At 36.2% G+C, this 25,802-nt stretch carries 27 protein-coding genes and 1 pseudogene; 27 read left to right on the top strand and 1 reads right to left on the bottom strand.

The window, feature by feature from the left end:
• The first annotated feature begins 42 nt into the window (after nt 1-42).
• From IGJ28_RS01185 to IGJ28_RS01155, 7 genes and pseudogenes are all read left to right on the top strand, one after another.
• On the top strand, nt 43-264 hold the full coding sequence (locus tag IGJ28_RS01185; protein ID WP_170081091.1) for a hypothetical protein: 222 nt from the start codon (nt 43-45) through the stop codon (nt 262-264).
• A complete protein-coding gene (locus tag IGJ28_RS01180; RefSeq protein ID WP_277347370.1) occupies nt 265-396 on the top strand; it encodes a hypothetical protein in 132 nt (43 codons plus the stop codon).
• The gene (locus IGJ28_RS01175; RefSeq protein ID WP_252712665.1) at nt 393-1,352 is read left to right on the top strand and encodes a LysM peptidoglycan-binding domain-containing protein; all 960 of its coding nucleotides are present in this window, start codon (nt 393-395) and stop codon (nt 1,350-1,352) included. The genes IGJ28_RS01180 and IGJ28_RS01175 overlap by 4 nt, the downstream gene beginning before the upstream one ends.
• A 179-nt stretch (nt 1,353-1,531) precedes the next feature.
• On the top strand, nt 1,532-3,274 hold the full coding sequence (locus IGJ28_RS01170; protein WP_438845089.1) for a SpaA isopeptide-forming pilin-related protein: 1,743 nt from the start codon (nt 1,532-1,534) through the stop codon (nt 3,272-3,274).
• Between the two features lie 666 nt (nt 3,275-3,940).
• Entirely contained in the window at nt 3,941-5,746 is a 1,806-nt protein-coding gene (gene ltrA, locus IGJ28_RS01165) for a group II intron reverse transcriptase/maturase (RefSeq protein WP_252712687.1), read from the top strand.
• 156 nt (nt 5,747-5,902) lie between these two features.
• Nucleotides 5,903-6,112, top strand: a pseudogene (locus IGJ28_RS01160) (prealbumin-like fold domain-containing protein); the annotation flags it as partial.
• Nucleotides 6,113-6,148: 36 nt separating this feature from the next.
• Complete coding sequence (locus IGJ28_RS01155) at nt 6,149-8,734, top strand: VaFE repeat-containing surface-anchored protein (protein WP_438845424.1); 2,586 nt, start codon at nt 6,149-6,151, stop codon at nt 8,732-8,734.
• A 239-nt stretch (nt 8,735-8,973) separates the two neighbouring features.
• On the opposite strand, the gene IGJ28_RS01150 is transcribed toward IGJ28_RS01155, so the two are convergent.
• The gene (locus IGJ28_RS01150; protein WP_086339295.1) at nt 8,974-9,240 is read right to left on the bottom strand and encodes a hypothetical protein; all 267 of its coding nucleotides are present in this window, start codon (nt 9,238-9,240) and stop codon (nt 8,974-8,976) included.
• Between the two features lie 70 nt (nt 9,241-9,310).
• Between IGJ28_RS01150 and IGJ28_RS01145 the strand changes: the two genes are divergently transcribed.
• The 20 genes from IGJ28_RS01145 (at nt 9,311) to IGJ28_RS01050 (ending at nt 25,754) form a co-directional block, all read left to right on the top strand.
• Nucleotides 9,311-9,694, top strand: coding sequence for a hypothetical protein (locus IGJ28_RS01145; protein WP_252712738.1), 384 nt, complete (start codon nt 9,311-9,313; stop codon nt 9,692-9,694).
• 154 nt (nt 9,695-9,848) lie between these two features.
• A complete protein-coding gene (locus IGJ28_RS01140) occupies nt 9,849-10,052 on the top strand; it encodes a hypothetical protein (RefSeq protein WP_170081087.1) in 204 nt (67 codons plus the stop codon).
• A gap of 106 nt (nt 10,053-10,158) precedes the next feature.
• On the top strand, nt 10,159-10,389 hold the full coding sequence (locus IGJ28_RS01135) for a hypothetical protein (protein ID WP_170081086.1): 231 nt from the start codon (nt 10,159-10,161) through the stop codon (nt 10,387-10,389).
• Entirely contained in the window at nt 10,373-10,696 is a 324-nt protein-coding gene (locus IGJ28_RS01130; RefSeq protein ID WP_170081085.1) for an HU family DNA-binding protein, read from the top strand. Before IGJ28_RS01135 ends, IGJ28_RS01130 begins: the two co-directional genes overlap by 17 nt.
• Nucleotides 10,697-10,891: 195 nt before the next feature.
• On the top strand, nt 10,892-11,374 hold the full coding sequence (locus IGJ28_RS01125; RefSeq protein WP_170081084.1) for a hypothetical protein: 483 nt from the start codon (nt 10,892-10,894) through the stop codon (nt 11,372-11,374).
• Complete coding sequence (locus tag IGJ28_RS01120) at nt 11,374-13,182, top strand: VirD4-like conjugal transfer protein, CD1115 family (RefSeq protein WP_252712534.1); 1,809 nt, start codon at nt 11,374-11,376, stop codon at nt 13,180-13,182. The genes IGJ28_RS01125 and IGJ28_RS01120 overlap by 1 nt, the downstream gene beginning before the upstream one ends.
• A 14-nt stretch (nt 13,183-13,196) precedes the next feature.
• Nucleotides 13,197-13,469: a hypothetical protein gene (locus IGJ28_RS01115; protein ID WP_205943861.1), complete on the top strand. Its 273-nt coding sequence runs from the start codon at nt 13,197-13,199 to the stop codon at nt 13,467-13,469.
• A 44-nt stretch (nt 13,470-13,513) separates the two neighbouring features.
• The gene (locus IGJ28_RS01110) at nt 13,514-14,254 is read left to right on the top strand and encodes a hypothetical protein (RefSeq protein ID WP_170081082.1); all 741 of its coding nucleotides are present in this window, start codon (nt 13,514-13,516) and stop codon (nt 14,252-14,254) included.
• Nucleotide 14,255: 1 nt separating this feature from the next.
• On the top strand, nt 14,256-14,675 hold the full coding sequence (locus tag IGJ28_RS01105; RefSeq protein ID WP_170081081.1) for a PrgI family protein: 420 nt from the start codon (nt 14,256-14,258) through the stop codon (nt 14,673-14,675).
• On the top strand, nt 14,644-16,941 hold the full coding sequence (locus IGJ28_RS01100; RefSeq protein ID WP_438845088.1) for a VirB4-like conjugal transfer ATPase, CD1110 family: 2,298 nt from the start codon (nt 14,644-14,646) through the stop codon (nt 16,939-16,941). Before IGJ28_RS01105 ends, IGJ28_RS01100 begins: the two co-directional genes overlap by 32 nt.
• Before the next feature lie 693 nt (nt 16,942-17,634).
• Entirely contained in the window at nt 17,635-18,879 is a 1,245-nt protein-coding gene (locus tag IGJ28_RS01095; RefSeq protein WP_240943330.1) for a CHAP domain-containing protein, read from the top strand.
• Between the two features lies 1 nt (nt 18,880).
• Complete coding sequence (locus IGJ28_RS01090) at nt 18,881-19,462, top strand: hypothetical protein (protein WP_170081079.1); 582 nt, start codon at nt 18,881-18,883, stop codon at nt 19,460-19,462.
• Entirely contained in the window at nt 19,455-19,604 is a 150-nt protein-coding gene (locus IGJ28_RS01085; protein ID WP_252712532.1) for a hypothetical protein, read from the top strand. Before IGJ28_RS01090 ends, IGJ28_RS01085 begins: the two co-directional genes overlap by 8 nt.
• A gap of 223 nt (nt 19,605-19,827) precedes the next feature.
• Nucleotides 19,828-20,052, top strand: a complete 225-nt coding sequence (locus IGJ28_RS01080; RefSeq protein ID WP_154731697.1) for a hypothetical protein — start codon at nt 19,828-19,830, stop codon at nt 20,050-20,052.
• On the top strand, nt 20,036-20,866 hold the full coding sequence (locus IGJ28_RS01075) for a hypothetical protein (RefSeq protein ID WP_170081077.1): 831 nt from the start codon (nt 20,036-20,038) through the stop codon (nt 20,864-20,866). The genes IGJ28_RS01080 and IGJ28_RS01075 overlap by 17 nt, the downstream gene beginning before the upstream one ends.
• Nucleotides 20,867-20,889: 23 nt before the next feature.
• Entirely contained in the window at nt 20,890-21,783 is an 894-nt protein-coding gene (locus IGJ28_RS01070) for an LPXTG cell wall anchor domain-containing protein (protein WP_170081076.1), read from the top strand.
• A gap of 75 nt (nt 21,784-21,858) precedes the next feature.
• Nucleotides 21,859-22,899: an ArdC family protein gene (locus tag IGJ28_RS01065; protein ID WP_170081075.1), complete on the top strand. Its 1,041-nt coding sequence runs from the start codon at nt 21,859-21,861 to the stop codon at nt 22,897-22,899.
• Nucleotides 22,896-23,171 carry a hypothetical protein gene (locus IGJ28_RS01060; RefSeq protein WP_252712531.1) on the top strand — a complete coding sequence of 92 codons (276 nt, stop codon included), beginning with the start codon at nt 22,896-22,898 and terminating at the stop codon, nt 23,169-23,171. Before IGJ28_RS01065 ends, IGJ28_RS01060 begins: the two co-directional genes overlap by 4 nt.
• Before the next feature lie 715 nt (nt 23,172-23,886).
• Complete coding sequence (locus tag IGJ28_RS01055; protein ID WP_170081073.1) at nt 23,887-24,261, top strand: plasmid mobilization protein; 375 nt, start codon at nt 23,887-23,889, stop codon at nt 24,259-24,261.
• Nucleotides 24,258-25,754, top strand: a complete 1,497-nt coding sequence (locus tag IGJ28_RS01050) for a relaxase/mobilization nuclease domain-containing protein (protein WP_252712530.1) — start codon at nt 24,258-24,260, stop codon at nt 25,752-25,754. Before IGJ28_RS01055 ends, IGJ28_RS01050 begins: the two co-directional genes overlap by 4 nt.
• Nucleotides 25,755-25,802 lie beyond the last annotated feature (48 nt).

Here is a 25,802-nt window from a genome sequence, read left to right as displayed (position 1 = left end):
ACCGGTCAACCAATCAAAAAAAGAAAGAAGGTAGAAAAGAAGATGAATAGAGAAGTGAATGGTTGTGTGTTGTTTGAAAAACAGGGGAATGATTTGTCGGTCAGTGCAGGAAATTTAAGTGCGGCCGATGCCGTAACGTTAACATTGTTTAGTATTGTTTCTTTGGCTAAGGCTTCTAGGATTTCGCTGGAAAGTATTCACCAAACATTAGATCAGATTGATCAGTATTTGGTGTTAGAGGAGTGTGAGCAGAAGAATGAGTGAATGAAAAAAAGAAATGGCATTTGGATAAAAACAAGGGAAAATAAACAAGATATATCATTCTTACAATCTATTTACAAATCAATTGAATTATTACAAAATAAAGACAAAAATAAAGGAGAGAAAAGAGTATGAAAAAAACATTGTTAACGAGTTTGATTGTTGGAGCAGCGGCAGGCGTGGTATTTTTCGCAAGTGGGAATGATGCACAGGCGTCAGAAGTCAATCGGGTTTGGACACCTCGATCTGTCGAGGCAATCAAAGCAGACATTGCGAAAGCCAAAGACAATCAATACACGATTGTCTGGGGGGATACACTGAGTGGAATCAGTCAAGCGACGAATTTGACAGTGCAAAAACTTGCAGATCTGAATAAGATTGCGAATGTCGATTTGATTTACGCAGGCAATACGCTAGTATTTGACGGCAATGTTGTAACAGCTAAGAACGATAAGGGAGAAACCGTTGCGCAGTCAGTGGTAACCCCACAAGATAAGAATGATGCCAATAAACCAGTAGGAAAACAAGAACCTGCCAAACAAGTAGAAGAAAAAGCGCAAGAAACATCAGCTCCTAGTCAGTCACAGACGAATCAAGCAACGAATACACCAGGTGCAACAGCTGGGACAAACGTTTCTATTTCCGAATCAAATAACAATCAAAACGGGACAACAGCCCCTTCGAACCAAGCAGAAACACCTGCTCAACCAAGTGAGCCAGTTACGCCAAGTCAACCAACAGATAATCAATCAACACAACCAAGCAAACCAGCGGAAAAACCAAGCACATCTACTCAACCTTCGACACCGACACAACCAAGTACAGGTGGAGAACAAGGTGGATCGACAACACCAACAACACCAACCACACCAGACACTACCCCTATTAATATGGGAAATAGCGGGAAAGTGTTTGATTCAGAAGAAGCGGCTTCTGAATATGGATATGCAGAGATCGCAAATGAAAATAGTCCATGGTACGGCTATAGTTTTGGTGCGGAACAATTACTTAATAAAGACTATGAATTATTAGGAACTTGGACTGTTTCATTCTTAGAGGAAGGATATGCAAGTGGAGATTTAATAGAATAAAAAATAGTTAGGTACTGAGAAATTTCTTAGTACCTTTTTGTTTGGAGTGAAATACAATGAGAAAACTTCCACGGGCAAGGTCTCCGGACCAAATAGAATAAAACCAATCATTCACGTCGTTATCGCTTTTGGTAACGGCGTTTTATTATACAAAAATTTTAAGAAAGGAAATGATTCTTGTGCAGCTAAGAACAAGAAAGAAATGGTTAAAGGCCGCTGCGGTTCTGGCATTTTCTCAGTTTTGCTTTTTGACCGGTACGTTTCAAGCACAAGCGGAAGAAACAACACCCAGTCAACCAGCAGTAGAAACAACGGTACCAGTTCCTGTTGAAGCAGTTGAAGTTCAACCGGTAGAAGAAGCCGTTCCAGCGGTAGAAACGCCAGCTGAGCCTATGCCAGAGACCGATGCACCGACAACCAACTCAAAAGCAGCCCTTGATCAAACGATCGGGGAAGCACAAAACCCAGGAGATAGTCCAGCGGTCACACAACCGGTAGAACCAGAAGCACCAAAAACAGACAGTTTACCGGAATCATCAGAAGAAAGTACGTCGAATACGACATCTTCTTCTGAATCAGCCGAGTCGGCAGAAAAACCAGAGGCACCGATGCCAGAAGGGCAACCAGCACCTGAGGTGCCTGCCTCACCAGAATCCTCTGTAGAAAAAGCAACGGATACACCCGCTACTGATACAGAAAAACCAGTAGAACAACCGGTAGACACTAAGGCTAAGGATACGGAAGAAAAGACCGAAGACTCTGTAGTCGCTTCTGACACGAAAGAAACGACGTTTTCGGAGAAAGAAGTAGAAGAAACATTCGTTGTCACGCAACCTCGTTCTGCTCGTGTTCGTCGTGCCGCTGTTTCTACACGTGCCGCGAATGATAATATTGTTCGTGAAAATCTTGTTGGCCAAGGAATTAACTGGGCAATTGTTGATGATCCAGGACGACCAGGATTTACGTTTAATGGTATTCCTATGTTTACGGTCAATGGGCAAGCCGCATTTTGTATTCAACCAGGAGTTGATTTTAATGGAAATGGGCAAGTCCATTCTACTGAGGCATTGGATACGTATTTGAAAGATGCCTCTAAGCGTCATAAGATTACATTGATTTCTTATTTTGGCTATGTCAATAATCCGGATAAATCGAAAGAACAATATTTTACGACGCAATTAATGATTGGAGAAGTATTAGGGCGTAAAGTCACTTGGACATATGCTCCTCTGAATTACAATGCACGTAAAGCTGCTATTCAAAAATTGGTTAACGATTTTGACAAAAGAGTTTCATTTAATAATGAAACTAGAACAGTCAAAGTTGGCGAAACAATTGAGGTAACGGATACTAATAATGTCTTAAAAGATATTGTAAGAATTGAACCTTCTACAGGTATTACCGCGAAAATTCAAGGGAATCAATTAGTCATTACTGCAACAAAGGATGCGTCAGAAAATGCAACGGTTAAATTATTTAAATTAAAGGCTATGAGTTCTCCAATGGTTTATAAGAAACCAGGTTCACAAACAATAGGGGTGTTGAACCCAAGCGAACCAAATTCTTCTTTATTACGTTTAAATGTCCTAAAACAAGGCAATCTTGAAATCTTAAAGATCGATGCAGACGCAAAAGAACCTTTAGCCAATGCAGAAATCAAAGTGACGATCGATGGTAAAGACCAAATCGTGAAAACGAATGATCAAGGGATTGCGACAATCAAGAATATCACGCATGGCACCAAAGGAACAGTTGTTGAGATCAAAGCCCCAACCGGCTATATTTTGAACAAAACAAGCAAAGATTTCACGATTGAAGCCAACAAAACAATCAAAGTGACCCTTGAAAACAAAGAACAATTAGGCATTGCGAAACTCTTCAAAGAAGATGCAGGTGAGACACGTTTCACTATAAGTGGTTAAGCACGAAAAGTGAGGGCTATATTATATAGTTACAATGAATGATTTGATAGTTGGAATGAAAATCGTCATGTTGATTGAAACAACTAGTCTGATACTCCTACATGCGTAAAATTTTGGCAGGAATTTTGGGTATGGAACTAGGTGAAGTCGGCAGAACAAAGCCTAAGTGAAGTAGCTAATTCATAAGGCAATGGATATGCCGGGGCGCTATAAACTATCTATGGTGAGAATGTTCCGATGGAACTGACGAACTTGCGAATGTACGGGTCTAAACTTCTCATATTCTGAAAAGAATGTGCTTGTTTATGCAAGGAACAATACCGAAAAGTAAGAATCTGCGTTATGAAATTCGGGATCGATAACAATGAGGCGATAATTGTTCAGGCTCATAGTAAGCACCTAAGGATAGGTATGAAAAGCTAGAATCATTTGAACGTGGAAAACGAGAGACACTCATCAAACGGCTGTCATCGGAGTGGTGAATATAAGGAGAAATCTGAAATTTCTTAGCTCTCGTGAGAGTAGGGGCATAGTACCTGTGAAACGTCTAATCAACGTGGAGGGATAGCCCCAAGGCTTATTAATCTAAAATAAATATAGATAAATGAAACTCACAAGGTCGAGTAAGAGGATAGGACTAACATAGTTAGGAGCAACAATCTATCAGTGAGTACGAAGTTACGATACTTTGAGTATTATGATATGCAAGGTACTTTTGACTGGCTCTTTCAGCGGAGCTTAAATAATCAAATGAAAGGTGTTAATCTCTATAAAATCATTGTTTCCGATAGAAATATTTTACTAGCTTATAGAATAATAAAGTCTAATACTGGCTCAAACACCGCAGGTGTAGATAATAAAATAATTTCTGAATTTAAAATAAAAGATAAAAATCAATTTATTAAGGAAATTAGAAAAGAGCTAACCTGTTATAAGCCTGATCCTATAAGGAGAGTAGAGATTCCAAAAGAAAATGGAAAAGTTAGACCATTAGGGATACCTACAATTAAAGATAGAATTATACAGCAAATGTTCAAACAAGTATTAGAACCTATTTGTGAAGCTAAGTTTTACAAACATTCTTATGGTTTTAGACCAAATCGGTCGGTACAACACGCTATGGCACGTAGTATGTATCTCATAAATAAGAGCAAATTACACTATGTTGTAGATGTGGACATTAAAGGATTTTTCGATAATGTAAACCATGCTAAACTATTGAGTCAACTCTACACAATTGGAGTTAAAGACAGAAGAGTGCTAGCTATTATTGGGAAAATGTTAAAAGCACCAATAGCAGGAATTGGTGTACCAAATAAAGGTACACCGCAAGGTGGAATTCTTTCCCCTTTATTATCGAATGTTGTCTTAAATGATTTGGATCACTGGATAGCAAGTCAGTGGGAAGAATTTTCCACAAGGCATAAATATTCTATGAATGGAAGCAAATATTCAGCACTGAGAAGAACATCAAAATTAAAAGAAATGTATATTGTAAGATATGCAGATGATTTTAAAATATTTTCAAAGGATTATGAAAAGGCTTGGAAGATATTTCATGCGGTAAAAGGTTATATCAATAATCATTTGAAACTTGAAATATCCCCTGAAAAATCAAAAGTAACAAATTTAAGAAAGCGAAGTTCAGAGTTTTTAGGGTTCTCAATTCGAGTAATCCCAAAGAAACATAAGTATGTAGCGAAAACAAATGTATCTAGGAAAAATAAGAAAAGAATAAAGCAATCGGCTAAAGAAAGAATCAAGAAAATACAAGTGAACCCAACATGGCAAAATATCATGGAGTATAACTCGTTTGTCTTGGGAGTACATCAATATTTCGCAATAGCAACACATGTAAATATTGATTTCACTGAAATAGCCTATGCACTCTTAATTGCGACCTATAATCGTTTAAGGACAAAAGGAGTGTATGAAGTACCAAGAAGTCCACCTTATGTATACAGAAAATTTTATCGAAACAGATATAAAACATTCAAAATAGGAAAAAATTATTTGTATCCACTTAGAGATATTCAGTGGAAAATGTTGAGAAATTTTACTCAAGAAATCTGTGATTATACTGCGACTGGACGAGAGTATTTATACAAACCTTTAAACAGTTCCATAGGAACTGAATTGCAGGAATTAATAAACTCAACACTCGCTGTAAGTAATTTGGAATATGCGGATAATCGAATTTCTAAATATTCCATGCAACGAGGAAAATGTGCAATAACAGGAAGATTTCTTACTGCATCAGAAGTATATTGTCATCACATTATACCCAGAGCTCTTGGTGGAACGGATGAATTTAAAAATCTTGTTGTTATACATGAATGGGCACATATACTGATTCATGCAACCCAAAAAGAAACGATTGAAAGATACGTATGTTTACTTGAATTGTCAGAGAAGCAAATACAAAAAGTAAATGATTATCGTAGAAAATGTAATTTAGCTGATATTTATTAAAGAAAATAAGTTGGAACGCCGTATGCGGTGAAAGTCGCACGTACGGTGTGGAGCAGGGGAAAAGCTGGAGAGCGAACTATTATCATTAGCTAAGGTAATAGACAATCAAAGGTTTACCTATTGCTATAAACTGGAAATAAAGCACAAGGTGCTGCGACCTTAGAAGGCGCAGTTTATGGTTTGTATCAAGCAGACGGCACAAAAATCAAATCTGTTACGCTGAAAAATATCAATGGAAAAGTCCAAGCAGAAGTGAGAGATCTGAAACTTGGCTCTTATTATTGGATGGAAGAAAAAGCGCCAGCTGGATACAATCTCAATACGAATAAGATTCATTTTGAGTTAGTCTATGGTGATCAAAATCAAGAGACTGTCACAACAGAAGTAATCGCAAAAGATCAAGTGATCAAAGGAACGATTGAAGGCGTCAAGGTCGGCAATAAAGATTTTGTAGACACGAAAGATCCTGACAATAAACCGAAATTAGAAGGTATCGAAATTTCTTTGACCTCGAAAACAACGGGGAAAGTCGTTAAAGCGGTATTGACTGACAAAGACGGTTACTTTACCTTCGGTAAAAATGCGGTTGTTGTTGACACCTATATTGTTTCTGAAACGAAAGGCAAGGAAGGATACAAATTGTTTGAACCGTTCGAAGTAACGATTTCTGAACAAGGTCAAACCTTCCGTTATGTGTTAGAAGACCAAATCATTGAACAACAGCTGAAAATTGTCAAAGTCGATCAAGAAACAGGCAAAGTGATTCCACTTGCTAATACGGAGTTCAAGATCTTTGACACCTTAGCGAATGAGTATGTTACTTTTGCGATTCCAAACGATACCGAAGTAACAGATATTTTCCGAACAAATGACAAAGGCTATCTTGTTACGAACGGTACATTTACGTATGGAAACAATCGGTACCGTATCGAAGAAATCAACGCACCCAAAAACTATGTGTTGAACAAAACACCGTTGGTGTTCTCGATTACCGATGATACAGAACCGATCAAAGTAATCAATTTTGCGAACCGTCAAGCACGAAAAAACGTGAAATTGTTCAAGTATGAAGAATGGAACAAGAAGAAAACACCGCTTGCCGGTGTCACGTTTACGCTGTATAACAGCGAAGGAAAAGCTTTAGGGGAATACACCACTGATACCAACGGTGAACTTCTAGTCAAAGGCTTAGTAGCCGGGGCTTACTATTTTACCGAAAAAGCACCATTAGAAAGCTTCCAACCAAATACAGACAAACAAGCATTCACCGTCGCATTCAAACAAAATGCGCCAGATGATGGCGAAACCTTGTTGGTGTCTGTACGCAACTATTTGATTCCACCAACATTGGAAACACAAGCGTCGAATAAAGAAGATGGGGAAAAAGTGGTTGATCCGTTAGAAACGATCGTCATTAAAGACAGTGTTTCTTATACGAATTTGTTTGTCGGCAAAGAATACACCATTTCCGGCGTCTTGATGAATAAAGCCACAAATGAACCGATCTTGCAAGATGGCAAAGAAATCAGAAAAACGTTGACCTTTATTGCAGACAAAGCCAATGGCACAAAAGACCTGGAATTTGTGGTCAATGCCAGCGTCTTAAAAGGTCAAACAATCGTTGTTTTTGAAAAACTTTTCCGTGACGGTATTGAAGTTGTGGCACATGAAGATATTACCGATGAAAATCAAAGTGTTCGGGTAAACAATCCAACGGTTCATACGACTGCTGTCTTTGAAGATGGCTTGACGGTCGCAGACCCAACGGGGCTGTTCACCTTAAACGATACCGTTGAAATTACCGAGATCCTTCCAGGAAAAGCTTACTTGGTCAAAGGAATCCTAATGGACAAAGCAACCGGCAAAGCATTGCTTGTGCATGGAAATACGGTAGAAACTAGTGTTGGCTTTATTGCCAAAGCAGAAAATGAAACGGTGATCGTACCATTTACTTTTGATTTAACCGACTTAAATGGTCGTGAAATTGTTGTGTTTGAAAGCTTATTCAGAAATGACGAAGAACTGACAAATCACAAAGACATCAATGATAAAGGGCAAACGGTACGGGTAACGAATCCAGGTGTTCGTACAACGGCTACACATAAATCAACTGGCTTGAAAGTGGTCAATCCGTTAACGAAAGTGACCATTACAGACGCTGTGAAATACCATGATTTGATTGTTGGGAAAACTTACACAGTCAACGGTATTCTAATGGATAAAGCAACAGAAAAACCAGTGTTAGTGGACGACAAAGAAATCACAAGTACGTTAACGTTTGTGGCAGAAAGTACCGATGGTACAGTTAATTTAGACTTTATCCTAGACGCACGTGCGTTACGTGGAAAAGAAGTGGTTGTCTTTGAAAATCTCTTCAGAGAAGGCGTACTATTAGCCTCTCATGCGGATATTACTGACAAAGACCAAACCATCAAAATTGTTAATCCAACCATTACTACCAAAGCCACCAATGAAAATGGCGGAAAAGAGATCTTGGCCTTGCCAAATCAAACAGTATTGGAATGGGTCAAAGTAGACGGTCTAGCAATTGGTCAGTTGTACAAGCTGATTGTTCAAGGCTACTTAACACCAGACGGCATGCCATTTGAAGGCACCCATGCAGAAAAAATCTTTACGGCAGACAAAGAAACCATGGAATTCTTGTTTGAATTCTTGGTAGATGGTCGTAATCTTGCTGGAAAAGGCTTGAGTTTTGCGGAATGGCTTCAAGCGAAAACAGAAGATGAGGAAGAAACGTTCGAAGAGGTGGCGAAACACAATGTGGATCTAACGAATAAAGATCAAACGGTACAAATTGTGGAAGCACCAAAACCACCGCAACCAGAACAACCAGTGAAAGCAGCTTCTGTAGTGCCTATGTTGCCAAAAACAGGATTTGAAGATAACCATGTATGGGTCGTGATTGGATTAATCTTTGTCCTTGCGGCAGGATTGATTGGTTATGACTTATACAAAGTCAAAGACTAAAAAGGATGAACAAGCGGTTAGACAACTAGCCGCTTGTTTTAGAGTAAGAATAAACTAACTTTTACGATTTGGAATGATCAAGAAAGAGTAAGAGAGTTGGTTATAAGACTACTCACAACATTCTAAAAACCGGAAGGGGGAAAGCTCCTTATCGCTTATTCTTCTGTAAAAGGCAGCACAACTTAAGGATGTGCTGCCTTTTATTTAATAAAAATAAGCAAGGAAAAGAATCTCCTTGCTCATTGTGCGGCTAATGCTTTTTGACTTAGTACATCCAAGACTTCTACTGAAGCTCTCGTAGCGGAAGTGACGGAAAATTGAATGAGTAAATCAACGATTTTTTCAATGGTGGCTGCTTCTTCTAGCGTAAACGCTTTGTCGGGAAACAATGAGATCAAACATTCCACTAATGTATCACGCATTGTATCGTGTTCAGCACCATGATTTCGCTCAATCGCTTTTTCTACAATCTGATTCAGTTCATCTTGTGTCAATGAAAGCTGCATGTTAACCCCTCCGTTTTTATTTTTTATGCAAATTATACCAAAGAAAAACTGTTTGTGGAGGTGAATCGGGATGTTTTCTTGTTGTGATTGTTATACGGCAGAGGAATTACTTGAAGGCGTTCGAATATATCAAGAAGAGAATGATTGGGCAGATTCGCTCACGTTGTCATGGGAATATGAACCAATTTCGCTTTCCGTGATTCAAGCCATCGAAGAAGCGGGCTATTTTTGTGAAGCGCATTTTGGTGCGAATCATCAAATTGTTTATTACAAGTGTTACTTTGTTCCTGTGCCAGAAAAACAGCGAGTGTGTAACCAACAACGAATCAAAGAACAAGAAGAACAGCGCAAGAAGGAACGACGATGGGATATTTTAGAAACGTCGTTGACGATCTTTGCCCTTCTTTTTTTCTTGTTATGGGGTACGTTTTGTGTTGTTAGTTCTATTCATTGATTTATGGAAATAAGCTGTATTTTGCGATTTGATACGTTTTAGTCGATCGATGAAGAATTTAGTCGGAAATGTTTTTAAAACCTCGGAGAAAGCAATTCTCGAGGCCGTTTTTTTGGTAAAATGCAAATTTTTAGAAGGAGGAGGGCAAAGTTGAATGAGGATGTTTCTTGACCGCTATTTTGAAGAAGAATTACAACGCAATGGATTTGATGTGACTTTGGAAGAACTACAAGAGATGTATATTAAAAGTCAGAAAAGAAAAGAGGAAAAAGAGAAAAGAAAAAAGGATCAACAAGAAGCAAACAGCGAGAATGCGAATGAAAATGCGTCTGTTTTGCGTTATCAGACGTTTGAATGAAAAGATGAAGAATTAGTCGAAAATGTGTTTAAAGCCTCGGAGAAATCAATTCTCGAGGTCATTTTTTGATGAAATGCAAATTTTTAGAAGGAAGGGGAAGGAAAAGATGTTAATTATACCAAATCTTTTTTTTGTGGAAGAATTACAACGCAACGGATTGGATGTGACCTATACATCCCTAGAACAAATGTATACCAAAAGTCGCTTACGTAACTTAGAAGCGGTACAAAAAGAAAGAAGGGACGCAAAACGCGCATGGGATCGAAATTATTGGCATAGGTGTGGAAAATATCGAAAAGCAGAAAGGGAGAGAAAAGCAAGTGATCGGACGACGTGATTTAGCGAAAGAAGTAGCCGCAGAGATAGAAATGGATGCCCAAATGATTCAAAATCTGTTTAGTTTACTATTGGATAAAATGATTGAACACTTACAAAATGGGGAAGAAATCCGCTTCAAATCTTTTGGGAGTTTTTTGCTTGTTGAGAAAGAAGGGGGCATCCGAGATCCGGAAACAGGTGATAAAGAGATCAAGAGGGAACGATCTCTTGCGTTTGTGCCAGGATCTAAATTGAAGGATGCGGCGTTGAATAAAGAAAAAAAGAAGACATTTGTCTGCGAACAGAGCGGGAATAATTTAAAGTGATATAATGAACAATAAACAAAAAAGGAGATTCATGAAATGAAAAAATTTCTTTATTGGACTGTTGTTTTCCCACTTCGAATTTTTTTAAAGGCGACGCTCATTATTTGGAGGCTGGCATTTTCTATTGCGATCATGCTGCGATAGGAGTGCAATAGCAGACGAGGAGAGTTTCTTGTTGAAAGGAGTGAGCTAGAAATGGAAGATGAATTAGCAGTAAGAGTCATTTTATCAGCTGGGAAAGATAGTATCCGCTATCTATATTCTTTGTTAAAGTCAAAGTTAAATACAAAGGCGAAAATCGCTCGTTTTACAGATAGCGAGGTGTTAAACGAAAGTTTAGCGAGTAATATTGTGGCAGTAAAGGCACTGAAAAGAGAATACAAAATAAATGGCGTGGATTTCTTTTCTCGAAAATTACCGGATGGGAAAATGGAGTTACTTTTTCATGCGAAAGATCGAAATATGATTTTAGCAACCACAGAAAAAATTATGCGAGATATGCAAGAAAATCCGCAAAAATATCTAAAGAAAGAAACCGTATTAAAACCATCAAAAGGCAAGAAAGAACCAACATTGAAAGAAGAAATCCAGAACGCCAAACAAATCCAACAAGAGTTATTGAAGAATGCACCGACACAAACCGTGAATAAAACGATCAAAAAAGGAAAGAGTCTTTAATGCAAAAACGTTCTTTTGCAACAAAACTAAAGGCTGTCTGTTTTTTACTTCTAGGATTTGTTTTGGGATACTTTTTTCATTTATTTGCCTATTTTCTTCTGAATGAGAAAGAAGAAGGAATCTATAAATTAATCAATAGTGCAACGAATGTATTAACTTCTCTTGCAGCAGGGAAATTCTTTTTCCGCTTTGAAGTTTATCCATTGGTTGCCTTTTTTTTAGGCTTCATTATCGCCTTTCTTTTGTTTTTATTAAGTTTAGGTGATGGGAAATATCGGAAAGGGAAGGAATATGGTTCCGCTCGTTGGGCAACAGTAAGAGAGTTAAAAAATTTTGCAGATAATGAGCGAGAAGAGAACAATATTATCCTTTCAAAAGAGGTCAAAATGAGTTTAACAACAAAAAATATGCCATTAAATTATCAAAGAAACAAAAATATTCTTCTAGTTGCTGGTGCCGGTGCCGGTAAAACAGAACTATTTGTGAAGCCAAATTTATCTCAACTTCATTCCTCCTATGTAGTGACAGATCCTAAAGGAAGACTGCTTCATGAAACGGGAAAAATGATGGAAAGCCATCATTATCAGATTAAAAACTTTGATGTAAATACATTTAAGAACTGCAATCGATTCAATCCCTTTAAATATATCCACGATGAAATTACGTTAAAACGTGTCATTCAGGTGATTATAGATGCGACCAATGGGGAAAATAGTCGGAAAGGGGAACCTTTTTGGGATAAATCAGAAGAATTATTACTTAGTTCGCTGTTTTCTTTCTTGTATTACAAATACAAAGGCGATCCTAAAAAAGGAATAGAAGGAACAGGTGAATTGCCTGCTCTATACCATGTTTCTGAGCTGATTCGTTTACTAAAAAGAGAAAATGAAGCAGTTCCTTCGGTATTAGAGATTATGTTTTCACAATTTGAAAAACGATTTGGTTCGGAAAATTATGCTGTGACGCAATTCAATAGTTTTAAAAACTATGAAGGTGATACAAGAAGTAGTGTTTTGGCGATTGCAACCGCACGGTTTTCTATGTTTGACTTGCAGGATATTCGTGAACTATTAGAAGATGATGACTTAGAAATTGAAACTTGGATTGAAAAAAAGACCGTTGTCTATCTTACGATTCCAGATATGGACAAAACATTCAATTTTCTCGTTACAATAATTTTTATTCTAGCTTTTCGAACATTGGAATATCAAATTGACTATGTATATGGTAGTAATCCACCGAATCATATTCGTTTTATCCTAGAAGAATTTGCGAATTTAGGGAAAATCCCCAATATAAAAGAAGCATTGGCTGTGTTTCGTTCTCGTGAAATGAGTATTGACATTATCATACAAAATCTCAATCAATTGATCAGTATGTATAAAGATGACTGGAAAAGCTTTATTGGGAATTGCGATACATTGCTTTATCTGGCAGGTTCTACAGAACCAGATACACAAAAACTCTTTTCAGAGCGTGCAGGAAAAGAAACGATTCATATGAAAAAGAATTCGGAAAATAGAGGTACGAACGGCTCTTATTCCATTAGCCATGAGGTCTTAGGAAGAGAGTTAATTACACAATCAGAAGTAGCTGAATTAGCTAGAGATGAATGTTTAGTGTCTATTTCATCTATGCCTATGTATAGAGGCAAAAAATATCCTTTTGAAAGACATCCGTTATCAAAAGAATGGAGTAGATATAAAAATGACAAAAACTGGTATGAATTTAAACCAGAATTTCGAACGTTGGAAGAAGCGTATGATTATTACAATCAAACGTTGTCTCCAAAACAAATTATAAAATAGAAGGAGCGGCTTAAATGAAAACAAAAGCGTTATTATGGCTAGGAAGTCTTACACCTCATTTAGTAGTTGGTGCGACAGCGTTAGAAACGATTAAAAAATTATTGACATGGTTCTTTGGTGCCGGTGCAATTGGCTTAATTATTGTTGGAGTCATCCAAATTTCGGAAAGTATGGCAGAAGCTAATGGGGGACAACGAACAAGGGGAATCATGTTAATTTTAGGTGGTTTGCTTCTAGGAGGAGCTGCTGGACTTGTACAGTTGCTTACGGCACCTCCAGGTGTTTAGGAATCTTTTAGAGAGTAACAATAAGTAAAGGAGGATAGAATTCGATGGATCTATTTAAGGTACTCGGCGGCCAAGCAGAAAATTTAAACGAAAAAGGATGGGAATATGTCACAACGATTATGGCAAATTCTACGACAAAAGTAGGCGCTTATTTATTGATTTTTTTCTTAATCTTTGAGCTAGCAAAGATTTTTGAAACAGCCAATAAGAATAATGAAGGAACAGTCGTCCCTATTACCATGTTCCAAGCGGGTGTAAATGCTTTGCTTGCTGGTGCATTGGTTGCAGGAGCGATTTTTATTTTGCCTTTTATTAATCAAATTGTCGTTGGGGCAATCAATCTAATCAAAGGTACGGGATCGTACCGTCTGTTTGCCTTTGCTTCTCCAGCTGTTCCAAGTGTTTTTGACGGGCTCGGAAAAATTCTTTCTTGGGCGATCTCTTTTATAGTTGGTTCTATTTCTTCTTTGATTATTGTCGTTGTTGTTTGTATGCGTTCTTTTCAGTTGTATGTGTATACGATATTAGCTCCTATTGCATTTTCGTCTTTTGCTTCAAGTGAATATCGTTCAATTGGTATTGGTTTTCTCAAACAATATTGTGCGATTTCATTACAAGGCCTTGTGATTTTGATTGTTTTAGGGATTAGCAATGCATTTTCTGCGCCACATGTAGAAGGAGCGGTTGCAGGAGGTTTTGCTTCATTGGTACAACCAATTATTGTGATGGTACTTGTGATCCAATCCGGCCGAATAGCAAAATCAGTTGTAGGATTAGGAGGGTAATATGGAGATAAAAGTATATAAAGATGGATCGAAAATAAAGAGCAAATTTGCCGGGTTAACTTTCCGGCAATTATCTGCTTTATTATTGATTGCTGTTGTGACCATTTTTTTGATTCTAAATTCATTCTTTTTTCATATTGCTTCAATCTTTTTTGAATTGCCACTGGTAGTTATCCTTTTTATCGGTCTCTTTTTCTTTTTGATAAAAATAAATGGATTGCCTAGTGACCGTTGGTTCAAGTTGAAGTGTGTCTTTTTAAAAAGAGCGACAAAACGGACATATCAAACGGAAAGGATCGTGAATTATGAACGTAAAGAATTTATTCAATCGAAAAAAGTCAAAGAAACAGCCACCTTTATCCAAAACAGAGAAGCTACGGTTGAATCGTTTGAAAAAGAATGCACAGAAGGCAAAAAGTAGTTCAAGTCAGAATGTATTACGCTACACTTCTCTTTTTGGAAATGGCTTAATGCATATTGTTGATGATTATTATTCGATGACCTATGAGCTAGGCTCAACAAATTATGCAACGGCAACGAATGAAGAACAAATCAATATCATTACGCAATACAATTCAATGATTAATACGGTATCTGATGATGAACATTTTCAGCTTACCTTGGTCATTTCGAAAGTACATGAGCGAGAATATCGTTTACAAAATGAATTCCCTTTGCAAAACGATGCCTATGATTATTTGCGTGAAGAATTAAATGAAATGATTGTTAAAAACTATAAAAAAGGGCTAAATAACTATCATATTGATCGCTATATTACGATCGCTACGAAAGCGCCAAATGCGTCAAAAGCCTTAGGGAAACTAGAAAATACGCATACATTGATGGCAAATACCCTAGCAAGTATTGAGGTACCTATCAAGCCGCTATTTGGCTTAGAACGTCTTCGTGTAATGAATAAAATCCTCAATTATAGTAAGCCGTTGTATGGAAATTTTGAGGATATTCACCGTTCGATGTTGACCACCAAGGATTTAATTGCGCCTACTTCGCTTAAATTTACTAAGACATCTGTTGAAATAGATGACCGTTTCAATCAAGTGTTGTATTTAAGAGAATTTCCAATGGAACTTTCTGATCATCTCTTTAAAGATCTAGCAGAATGTGGACAAGAATTAGTGATTACGATTCAAGCACAACCATACTCTATTATGCAAACAAATAAACGATTACGTGCACAAGCGACAAATATCGAAAGTGAAGTGATCAAGCAACAAAAGGCAGCATATAAAGAAGGCTATTCGCCAGATTTTATTGGACGAACAACGAAAGAAGCACAAGAAGATCTTGACGAAGTCATTAAATTTGTTCGAGAAACAGGGGATAAACAGTTTTCCTCTATTTTTCTTATTTATTTAACTGGTAAAACACCAGAGGAAAGGGATGAGAATTCCCGAATGATTAAGGCGATTGGAGAGAAATATGGGGCTATTTTTTCTTCTCTTGGTTATTTACAAGAAGAAGCGTTAAATTCTGTGTTGCCAATTGGAATGAATTTTACAGATTGTGAGAAAACGTATCAAAGAGATTTGATTACACCAAATTTATCCATTAATTCTCCTTTTACAACGGTAGATATTAATCATTCTAAAGGGAAGTTTTATGGAATTAATCTATTCTCTAATAACATCATTGCCATCGATCGAAGAGATCCGAGCATGGATAACTCTAATGGTCTAATCACAGGGATTTCAGGTTCAGGAAAATCAATGACTGCAAAATACGAAATCATTACGACGCTTTTAAAAAATCCAAAAGATGAAGTCATTATTCTTTCACCAGACAATGAATACGATGATTTGACAAAGGTTCTTGACGGACAGTTGGTTAAAATTGCACCTAAAACAAAGCAACACATCAATATTTTGGATTTACCAGAGGAAGAATGGCTAGAATCAGACGATGAACCAATTAGTTTAAAATCGAGCTTTTTAGTCAGTTTGTTTTCTTCTCTTTTTGCAAATATCTCAGAAATACAGGAATCTATTATCGATGAAGTAACGATAAAGACGTACAAACAGGTTTCTCAGCCTACGTTACACGATTGGTACAACGTTCTTACAACGATTGAGAATGAGGAAGCTGAAGATTTAGCGTATAAGTTAAAACTCTATATCACAGGCTCAATGGATATTTTTGCTCATAAAACAAATGTTGATTTAAATTCGCATTTTATTGTGTACAACATCAGTCAGTTAAAAAATAAATTTAAACCATTTGGATTTATGGCGTTAGAGGAAAAAATTTGGCAACGTGTTGTGGAAAATAATGCTAAAGGAATTACAACTTGGGTCTACTTTGACGAGATACAAGTTCTACTATCAGGAACATCAAGTGAAATCTCGAGAGAAAAGTTTAAAGATATTTGGGCACGAATAAGAAAGTATGGCGGAAATCCAACAGGAATTACGCAATTTATTGACACTGTTTTGGCTACCGAAGAGGGACGCTCGATGTTCTTCAATTCAGAATTTTTAGTATTGTTGAAGCAAAAAAAGTTTGCCATTAACATTATCAAGCAACATTACAATTTAACTAATCAACAAGAACAATACCTAAAAACACCAGCTAAAGGAAGTGGATTGATTATAGCAGGAAATACGATTGTACCCTTTGAAAATACCATTCCTAAGACAACGGAATTGTATCGAATCATGCAGACAGACTAGCGAGGGATTTGTATGACAGAGAAGCAAATGAAGAATAAATTTTCGTTCAAAACGAATGAAAATTTAACCAAAGCATTGCATGATCCTACAAAAAATCCATTTTTTAAGAAAAAATATGTGTTGAAAAAAACAATGCTTTCTGTTAACAATTTCAAACGATTTAAGAAACCAACGGGATTTGCGAATGTCAGGAGAGTTTCGATAGGTTCCCGTGACCTGTCCAAAAAATCTTTCTCATCAAAAAAGCCGTCCTCAAATAAATCGCAAAAGAGATCTATAAAACAGAAAGCATTTCATCGAACCAAAAAAGGAATGAAAAAAGTAGCGCCGATTGTTGATATTGTAACAGATCAGGTTGAGGCAAGTGAAAAAGTAACTGAAGAAGCAACGGAACAAGCAACAGTTTCTTTATTGTTGTTATTAAAGAAGCCATCGAAAAAGGCAGTGTATTTAACAAAGCAGAGCCTGCAGAGTAAATTGTTCAAAAAAAATGGACTTAAAAATAGTAGAGGGGTACAGAAATATCTTCGTTCAACGCAAGGAACAGATAAGAAGGGATATGCTTTTGTTGAGAAGTCCCGACATTCTAGGATTTCAGCACAAGCAGTAAATAAGGCGAAAGTATATGCAGAAAAAGCTGTTTCTTCTACGCTTACACTTGGAAAAACGATGGTTTCATCTGTTGCAGCTTTTATGACGACATTGCCTTTACCAGTGATCGCACTAGTTACAGCAGGGATTCTACTTATTTTGTTTCTTTCTTTGTTCGTTACAATCAGAGAAAATCAATGTTCACGACCTAGCTATAGTGATCGAGTCACGACGGAAAATCTTTCTAAGCCTCCCAGATCAATTGATGATTTTATCAAAAGTCATAAAGATGCGTATATTCTTTCCTGGAAAGCAGGTGGTTTTTTACCATCTGCCAGTATTGCACAGACGATGGTGGAAAATGGGTTCAATTTTACGAATCCTTCGGGAACCAGTTTTTGGAAAGCTCACAACATGGGCGGAGTTAAGACATCAAAACTTAGTGATTTTCCACTTACCTTGGCTACTTTTGGTCAAGACGCCGTAGATATTACAGGGACAAAACCAGGAACAAATGTAGGAGACAATACAGGCGGTGCTTACACTTGGTTTAAGGATTTCAATGCAGGTATTGTGGGTAAAGCCGAATTCATGGCTCACCAAACACTATATAAAGGAGCGATTAATAATACAGATGGCATTGCAACATTAAAAGCAATTGCTAACGGTGGTTGGGCAACGGATCCAAGTTATCTCATTCATTTATTAAGTGCTTATCGGTCATTAGGACAAAATTATCAGTGGATTGATCGAGAAGCCATTGAAAGACATGGGATAGCACCATACAAAAGAACCGCGCAAGCCATCAATTCAAAAGATCAGAGATTTAGTCAATTCTCGTCAGTTGAAAATGGTTGTGTGGTAAATCAAATGCCAAGTAAAGAAGCAACGGGTACAAATAGTGCACCAACTCTAAGTCTGCCTAAAGCATATGTAGGAAAGTTAACATTACCGCCACCAGATAATAAGAATTATGCTGGGAATAACTATCCTTTTGGTCAATGCACTTGGGGAGCGTATAATCGCATGGCACAGCTTGGCACACCAATTGAATGGTTTTCAGGCAACGGAGGTCATGGCGGCTCCTGGGGCGCTTCTGCACGTGTAAGAGGCTATACTGTAGTGAAAGGGAAACCACAAGTTGGTTGGGCGGCCAGTTTCTATGGTGGGTTGGCTGGATCAACCCCACCGTATGGGCACATAGCCGTATGCGAATATGTCAATCCAGATGGCAGTATTTTAGTCAGTGAAACCAATGTTGTGAAACCAGGATCTGGGACACGTTCTTGGCGTGTGATTGATCCAGCAACTGTGGCTCAAGTTGAATTTATTCAAGGGAGAAAATGATATGCAGGAGAATGTTACGGTATGGAAAAGAATATGTTTGATGGTGGGAGGAATATGGCTTGTAACGCTAATTTTTGCTGTGGGTATTCATATTGAAGGGAAAAAAGAAGTACAACAACAAAAGGAGAAAATTGAAGTATTAGAAATAAAAACAAAGGAAATGGATAAACGATACAAACAGTTATACGCACAAAAAAATAATACTGAAAACAAACTCTTAGTTCATGCGGTTACGGCCGTTTTTTCAAGTTTGTTTGAGTATGATTCTAAAAAGGATACGCTCAAAGAAAGGCGAGAAAAAGCACGTAAATTTGCAAGCAAGCAGGCATTAGAAGAGATTTTTCCAAAAGAAGCAACATCGTATCAAGCTTCCGTTCAAACGGTTTCTAAGATCGATGATTCAATAGACATTTATTATTCTGCAACGAAAGATACCAAACAAAAAGTGTTCATCCTAATCAAAAATACAGTTTCAATCGCTGGAAGTGCGCTACAAGAAACACAATTCATGTATCAAGCAGAATATGATTCACTCAATAATCAATTTGTTTCAATAGAGTATATGGGGATAGTAAATGAATAGAGGAAAGAAATTTATTTTTCTGTTTGCAGTTCTTGTTTTTGTGGTCATTGGAATCATTGGGCATGACTATTATAAGAAAGAAAAAGATTTATCTGTCATTTCTAGTATTCAAGAAGAGAAAATCGCTTTTTTTTTACCGTGACGATTGCCCAGATTGTCAGAAAGTTTTTCCGCAAGTTTATTTGCATGATCTTTTTCATCGAGATATTCAGTTTGTCAATCTCAATCAGGAAAGGAATCGTAAATATATTGTTTTGTATCAGATTCATTCTGTTCCCACTTTTCTCTATCAAAATAGAATGTATGCGGGTACGGATCAAGCGACAATCAACCATTTTTTGGAAAAATAGGAGAGTGAGCTGCCAATGAAGGAAACTTTAGAGGAAAGAAAGCAGAAGTTGTTAAAGCAACAAGAGGACTTGATTAAAAAGCGAAAGAAAATCAATCAAGACTTAAAAAAGATCGAAAAGAAGATAGAAAATAGTGAAAAGGATTATCTGATGGAAATGTTAGAACAATCCAGTCTCAGTGTAGAGGAAGTGATTGATTTATTAGGAATTGAGGATAATCAACATGAAGATGATTACTAAGAAGCCTTCTAAATATGTGTTTTCTGAAACAGAAATTGATGAGTTTGTTCAAAGTCCAGAAGTTTATTTGTATTTTGAAGACTTTGTTACGTTGATTATAGATACAAATGCAAGACTATTACGAATCTATGATTATGATCAAGTAAGTGTAGTTATTTCGAAGTATACTAAGGATAATCAAGTGATTTTGACAGAAAAATTGACACTGCCTGTTTCAGCTGAGACAAATTTTGAAGATTTGTTGGTTGCTTTTAATCGAGGAAAACCACAAAAAATGAAACAGGAACGGATAAAAACTACGAAGATAAAAAATAAATCTAAACAAACAAAGAATCGTGGAAAACGCCGGGTTTGGCTATTCATTGTTTTAGGAGTATTCGTTGGTTTATTCGGATTTCAACAGTTTCAACTTGCTACTTTTCGTATGGAAAGCCAGACGTTAGAAAGAGAAATTTCAGATGTTCAAAAGTTGTTAAGTAGAAACAGAGAGATTGATACTTTTTCTCGCTTTTTTCTTAGTAGCTATTTTTCAAAAGATAAACAAAATCAAGCTGTTTATCAAGAAAAATTAAGAAAATTTGTGGAAATCGATCCAGCAAAATGGACGGTGCCTGAAGGAAGATTAGAAGGTACGTATGAGCTGGGAATGACCTATGATAAAAAACAAAAAATCAATGTATCGTATATGATTGCCCTTTCAAATAAACAAGGGCAAATTGAAACAAAGAAGATTACGTTTTTTCTTTCAATGAAGAAAGAAAAACTGCGAGTCTGTAGTGAACCTCAAATGATTACTTTTTCAATCACAGAATAAGAAGACAAAGGAGCATGATAAGAATGAAAAAAATGATCTATTCAAGTTTATTGACAGTTGGCTTGTTGAGTAGTGGTGTTGTTTCAGTATTTGCAGATGAGACGACTGTACCGGTCGATCCTGTAACGCCTCCTGCAGAAACAATTGGTACTAGTACAACGGATTCTAGTATTCCCGAAGAACCTCCAGTTGATCCTGTCACACCACCATCAGAACTAACTGAACCAGTAACACCTGATCCTGAGCTGCCAGAGCCGTCAACATCGGAACCGATTGGAGGCGGTGAAGTACCAAGAACAACGCCAATAGATCCCGGGACGACACCGACGGAAACACCAAGTACTGCAGAAACGCCAGGTAGTACAACAACTGATCCATCCACGACGGAACAACCAACAACGCCTTCTACTAGTGAAGAGCCCGAACAACCAACAGAAGAATCGACACAACCGTCTGAAGAGCAGCCAAAAGAAGAACCAAAAGAAGACAAAGACACCCAATCGAAAGAAGACAAACCAGCAGCTCCGGCAAAAGAAGTCACGGTGTCGGTCGATGCTTCTGGAAAAATCACGACGGGTACTTCTCAAGGAACAAGTGTACCGATCGTAACCAGTGATGTGAAAGAAATCAGTCATGTGCCAACGCCAACAACGCCATTAAAAACAGCGACTGGTCAAACGATTGTTGGGGTAAAAGATGGAGTGCCGTTGGTACAAGATACGCAAGGGAATTTAGTAGAAGATCCATCCATTCCTGTGAAAAAACTTCCTAGCGGGAATATTGAAGTCAAAACAGCGGATGGAAAAACGAAAGTCTTACCAAAAACTGGAGAAGAAGTACAAGCAGCGCTTTCGATACTAGGGGTGCTTTTGATTGGCATTGCTGGCTTCTTTGGTTATAAAAAACGTAAATCTTAAACAGAAGGAAATGTTTAAAGAGTTCTCTTAGAGTAAAAGAGGACTCTTTTTTATGATTAGGAAAGGAAATGGATCATGAGCAAACAGTCATCTACAAAAGCGAATAGGCTTCAAACCTTATTAGCTGAAAAAGATACAAAAAAACTTGCGCAATTTTTAAAAGAGCAAGTGGATGAGTATAAAAATTCTGAAATGTTCAAAAATTACTTAGATTTTATTGCAAAATGTCCCAAATATTCCAGTCACAATATTCAATTTTTATTAAAACAAAAACCAACCATTGGTCTTGTTGGTACATTTACTCAATGGAAAAAACAAGGTTATCACATTAAGAAAGGGTCAAAAGGGTTTAAAATTTTTATGCCGATCATTGGTGCAAAATGTGAAAATGGAAAACCTATTTTGGATGAGAAAAACAAAAAAGTTTTGGAAGTAAAAGGATTTAAATTAGGAACGGTATTTGAAGATAAACAACTTGTCGAATATGAAGAGCTTCCCAAACCTGTTTCATACCTGAATCAAGACCCAAGTTTTGCAAGAGAATTATTTATTGCATTGGCAGAAATAAGTGAAGTAAACGTTGAACTGAAACCATTGGAAGTTGATGGTTATTATTCTTCAACTGAACAAAAGATTTTTATTAATTCGAAATTACATGGTGCGGATTTACTTCATACATTCATTCACGAAATCACTCACGCTAAACTTCATTCAAATACTGCTGTTCAATATGGAGAAAAACAATATTCAATACAAGAATTAGAAGCAGAATCTACTGCTTATATTGTTGCAAATAATTATGGAATAGATACATCAAAATATACAATGGGCTATCTCAATTCCTGGGGATTGCATACGATCAGTAGTGAAGCATTAATGGAAGTTATGGAAAATGTACAACAAGCCGCAAGAGAATTGATTGAAACGATTGATTCGCAAATGGCAGCAAAAGAAGAAGTGAAAATGAAAAAGACATCTTTACAAACAGAAATTGAAGAAGCCAAGCAATCTCAAAAAAATTTGTTAGAGAAAGCCAAAGAACAACAAAAAAATCACCCGGAACTTCTTAAAGAGAAAAAAGGAAATGAACAAAAGAAAAACGGGGTGAGAAAATGAATACTAAAAAAGAAGAGTTTAAACCAGAAGAATACTATGGACGAGAAATTTTTGAAGTCATTTCTTATTCAAAAGAGTTTCCAGTTCCAAAGAAAAAGTTACTTCATTCGTTTAACGTAATCATTAAAGAATTGGAACCTTTACTTGAGAAAGAGGAACTAGAAGAATATATTCAAGCAAAAAAAATTGTCCAAAAGTTACCTGAATTTGCGATAGAACCTATTTGTGTATTAGTAGTTCAACAGTACGAAAATCTAAATCAATTTTCTTAATAGGTTAAAAATGAAAAAAGAGAAATTGGTTTTGTGTATCACGAATACAACAACTGAGGATCTCTGAATTTTCGAAAAGTGAAAAAGTTTTTCAAAACTTTTTGAATTTGGTCGAACGGATTGATTTTTTGTGCGCAGATTTTTTTAGAAACCTTTGACAAAAGCAATGAAAAATTTTGAGCGATGAAAAAAATTCGAATTTAAAAATAAAAAATAAAAGTATTTTTTTTAGGAAACGGGGATTGGGGCAGCGCCCCAAAAAGAAAAAATTCATCTGAAACAAAGAACAAGTAAAATGCTATTTTAGTTGTTTATTTGTGGCAGATGGATCTTTTTTACCTAAGTGGGTACCCACTTAGTATGCTCGCAACAGGGCATTTTAAGAGATGTCCTATTTTGAGTTTAGAGAAGCTTTGGAAAAAGAGAAAAAAGCAATCAAAAAAACTTTTGAGCAAAGCAAAAAAGTGCGGCCGTTTTTCCTTCGGAAAAATTTTTAGTAGAGAATTTTTTTGATTCATTTTTTATTTTTTCTCGCAATTTTTTTGAAAATGAATGAACAATCAAAAGAAGAAAAGAAAAAATTTTACAAATAAATTTTTGAAAGTCTAAAAAATCAGGAGAAATTTTTGAGAAAAAAATTCTTTCTCAAAAAAATGAGTACATGAGTACAAAAGAAATGAGTTTCTTTTAAATATATTGTAGTAGGAGAAAGAAAATGTGGGAAGAAAAAAATAGAACAAGACATATTCCAAAAAAATTTTGGGTGAATGAATTAGAGCGAGAAGCTATTGAAAAAAATATGCGTAAAGCAAAAATGAAAAATTTTGGTTTATATGTGCGTAAGTGTTGTCTAAATAAAAAAATTTATGTTGCAGATCTTTCTTCTTTTGAAGAAATAATTTCTGTTATTGTACAAGCTAATTTTGAAATGAATCGAATTGGAAATAACTTAAATCAAATTGCAAAATATTTAAATGAATCAGAACAAAATCAGACAAAAGAATTAATGAAGGACTATCAAAACGAATTAAAAAATCTTCAAAAGAAATTACGAAGTTTGTTAAAAGAATGTTCGGAGGGATCAAAATGACAGTTATTTCATTGCCCAAAAAATCGCATGGAGTTATTCATAGCGAGGAACAATTATCTAATACATTGGACTATATTGTTGATCCGAAAAAAACAAATAATTATGAATTGGTTTCGGGACAAAATATTCATGTTCCACAACAAGCGTTAGAAGAAATGTTGTTGACTCGTGATCTTGCAATTCTTATAGGGAATCAACCACGACAGAATGAACGATTTGGTTTTCATTTTGTTCAATCTTTTTCACCGGAAGATCAATTAACTCCAGAACAAATTCATGAAATTGGAAGAAAAACAATGAACAAATATCTTGGAGATTCGGCAGAGTTTGTTATTGCGACACATCTGGATAAAAATCATATACACAACCATATTGTTTTAAATGCGACAAATCCGAAAACATTAAAAAAATTTCAACAATCTCAAATGCAGTTTAATGAACTTAAAGAAATTTCAGATAAAATTTCTTTGGAATATGGAGCGAAAGTGATTGATCGGACATTGAAAAATTCGCATAAAAAATATCAACAGTATCTTGCGCAAAATTCCTATCGGAATGAAATAAAAACGAAATTAAAATTTTTAATGACACATGCGAATAGTTGGGAAGATTTTAAAGAAAAAGCACGTGCTTTAAATATAAAAGTAGACGATACAAAAAAATATGTAACGTATCAATTGATGGATAGTAAACAAGAACGACAAATTCGAGACCGAAGTTTAAAAAATCAATCATTGATGAAGGAAAATCTTATAGTCAGGTTAAAAAGAAATTCGGTGATCTATTCTAAAGAAGAAGTAGTTACCCTTTGGAAGCAGCAACAAAAAATAAAAAATGAGAGTCAAGAAAAAGAAATCGAAATTCTTGTAGAAGATTGGCAAGTCCAAAAAGAAACGGAAAAATTTTTGTATGTAATTGTTGATTATGGGATAGAACGAGAAGCAGCAATCAAAATTCCAGCACGATGTGTCGATAAATTAGAAGATGGCAACTACCAGATTTTTATTAAGAAACAGGATCGTTTTTATTTTGTGGATGAAAAGAATCCTGGGAAAAATAAAATCATGTTAGGATCAACTGTTGTGAAAAATCTTGAAAATCAAAGTGGGAATGTTCCGCTTTATGCCAATTCAGCAAGGATAAAGTTACGACAAATTTTGACAGAATTTGATTTTCTTATCAGTAAAGGGTTAGGCTTTGATAAATCTTTTGAAGCGATAGGAACAGATCTTGAAAATACCTATCTAGAAACTGAAGCGATTTTAGATCAATTGGATGAGAGAATTGTGAATTATGTAGAAAAAAATAAAAAGTATGCGAGAACAAATACACAAATTGTTAAGACAATTGAAAATCTGCAAAAAGAACAATCAGAATTAAGAAAAACACTTCAAAAAGTCGAAAGAGACATTTTGTTTTATAATAAGTCTGTTCAACGTTATGAGGAATATGAACAAGAAAAAACGAAACGGATGACGAAACCTCGGTTATAATAGATTTTTTCCGTGGAAAAGGCTTTTTGTATATGATATATAGTTTTT

It is taken from the genome of Enterococcus sp. AZ091 (assembly GCF_051714805.1).
GTDB classification, from domain to species: domain Bacteria; phylum Bacillota; class Bacilli; order Lactobacillales; family Enterococcaceae; genus Enterococcus_D; species Enterococcus_D gallinarum.
The sequence above is the reverse complement of the archived record's forward strand: the minus strand, read 5'-3'. Positions and strand labels throughout refer to the sequence as shown.

Excerpts from the sequence above, each read along its gene's own strand:
- IGJ28_RS01145 (WP_252712738.1), top strand. The coding sequence starts at position 9,311 with ATGTTTTCTTGTTGTGATTGTTATACGGCAGAGGAATTACTTGAAGGC.
- IGJ28_RS01050 (WP_252712530.1), top strand. The coding sequence starts at position 24,258 with ATGACAGTTATTTCATTGCCCAAAAAATCGCATGGAGTTATTCATAGC.
- IGJ28_RS01080 (WP_154731697.1), top strand. The coding sequence starts at position 19,828 with ATGAAGGAAACTTTAGAGGAAAGAAAGCAGAAGTTGTTAAAGCAACAA.
- IGJ28_RS01175 (WP_252712665.1), top strand. The coding sequence starts at position 393 with ATGAAAAAAACATTGTTAACGAGTTTGATTGTTGGAGCAGCGGCAGGC.
- IGJ28_RS01060 (WP_252712531.1), top strand. The coding sequence starts at position 22,896 with ATGAATACTAAAAAAGAAGAGTTTAAACCAGAAGAATACTATGGACGA.
- IGJ28_RS01105 (WP_170081081.1), top strand. The coding sequence starts at position 14,256 with ATGGAGATAAAAGTATATAAAGATGGATCGAAAATAAAGAGCAAATTT.
- IGJ28_RS01090 (WP_170081079.1), top strand. The coding sequence starts at position 18,881 with ATGCAGGAGAATGTTACGGTATGGAAAAGAATATGTTTGATGGTGGGA.
- IGJ28_RS01075 (WP_170081077.1), top strand. The coding sequence starts at position 20,036 with ATGAAGATGATTACTAAGAAGCCTTCTAAATATGTGTTTTCTGAAACA.
- IGJ28_RS01095 (WP_240943330.1), top strand. The coding sequence starts at position 17,635 with ATGACGACATTGCCTTTACCAGTGATCGCACTAGTTACAGCAGGGATT.
- IGJ28_RS01135 (WP_170081086.1), top strand. The coding sequence starts at position 10,159 with ATGTTAATTATACCAAATCTTTTTTTTGTGGAAGAATTACAACGCAAC.
- IGJ28_RS01120 (WP_252712534.1), top strand. The coding sequence starts at position 11,374 with ATGCAAAAACGTTCTTTTGCAACAAAACTAAAGGCTGTCTGTTTTTTA.
- IGJ28_RS01085 (WP_252712532.1), top strand. The coding sequence starts at position 19,455 with ATGAATAGAGGAAAGAAATTTATTTTTCTGTTTGCAGTTCTTGTTTTT.
- IGJ28_RS01115 (WP_205943861.1), top strand. The coding sequence starts at position 13,197 with ATGAAAACAAAAGCGTTATTATGGCTAGGAAGTCTTACACCTCATTTA.
- IGJ28_RS01065 (WP_170081075.1), top strand. The coding sequence starts at position 21,859 with ATGAGCAAACAGTCATCTACAAAAGCGAATAGGCTTCAAACCTTATTA.
- IGJ28_RS01110 (WP_170081082.1), top strand. The coding sequence starts at position 13,514 with ATGGATCTATTTAAGGTACTCGGCGGCCAAGCAGAAAATTTAAACGAA.
- IGJ28_RS01125 (WP_170081084.1), top strand. The coding sequence starts at position 10,892 with ATGGAAGATGAATTAGCAGTAAGAGTCATTTTATCAGCTGGGAAAGAT.
- IGJ28_RS01055 (WP_170081073.1), top strand. The coding sequence starts at position 23,887 with ATGTGGGAAGAAAAAAATAGAACAAGACATATTCCAAAAAAATTTTGG.
- IGJ28_RS01185 (WP_170081091.1), top strand. The coding sequence starts at position 43 with ATGAATAGAGAAGTGAATGGTTGTGTGTTGTTTGAAAAACAGGGGAAT.
- IGJ28_RS01140 (WP_170081087.1), top strand. The coding sequence starts at position 9,849 with ATGAGGATGTTTCTTGACCGCTATTTTGAAGAAGAATTACAACGCAAT.
- IGJ28_RS01150 (WP_086339295.1), bottom strand. The coding sequence starts at position 9,240 with ATGCAGCTTTCATTGACACAAGATGAACTGAATCAGATTGTAGAAAAA.
- IGJ28_RS01070 (WP_170081076.1), top strand. The coding sequence starts at position 20,890 with ATGAAAAAAATGATCTATTCAAGTTTATTGACAGTTGGCTTGTTGAGT.
- IGJ28_RS01180 (WP_277347370.1), top strand. The coding sequence starts at position 265 with ATGAAAAAAAGAAATGGCATTTGGATAAAAACAAGGGAAAATAAACAA.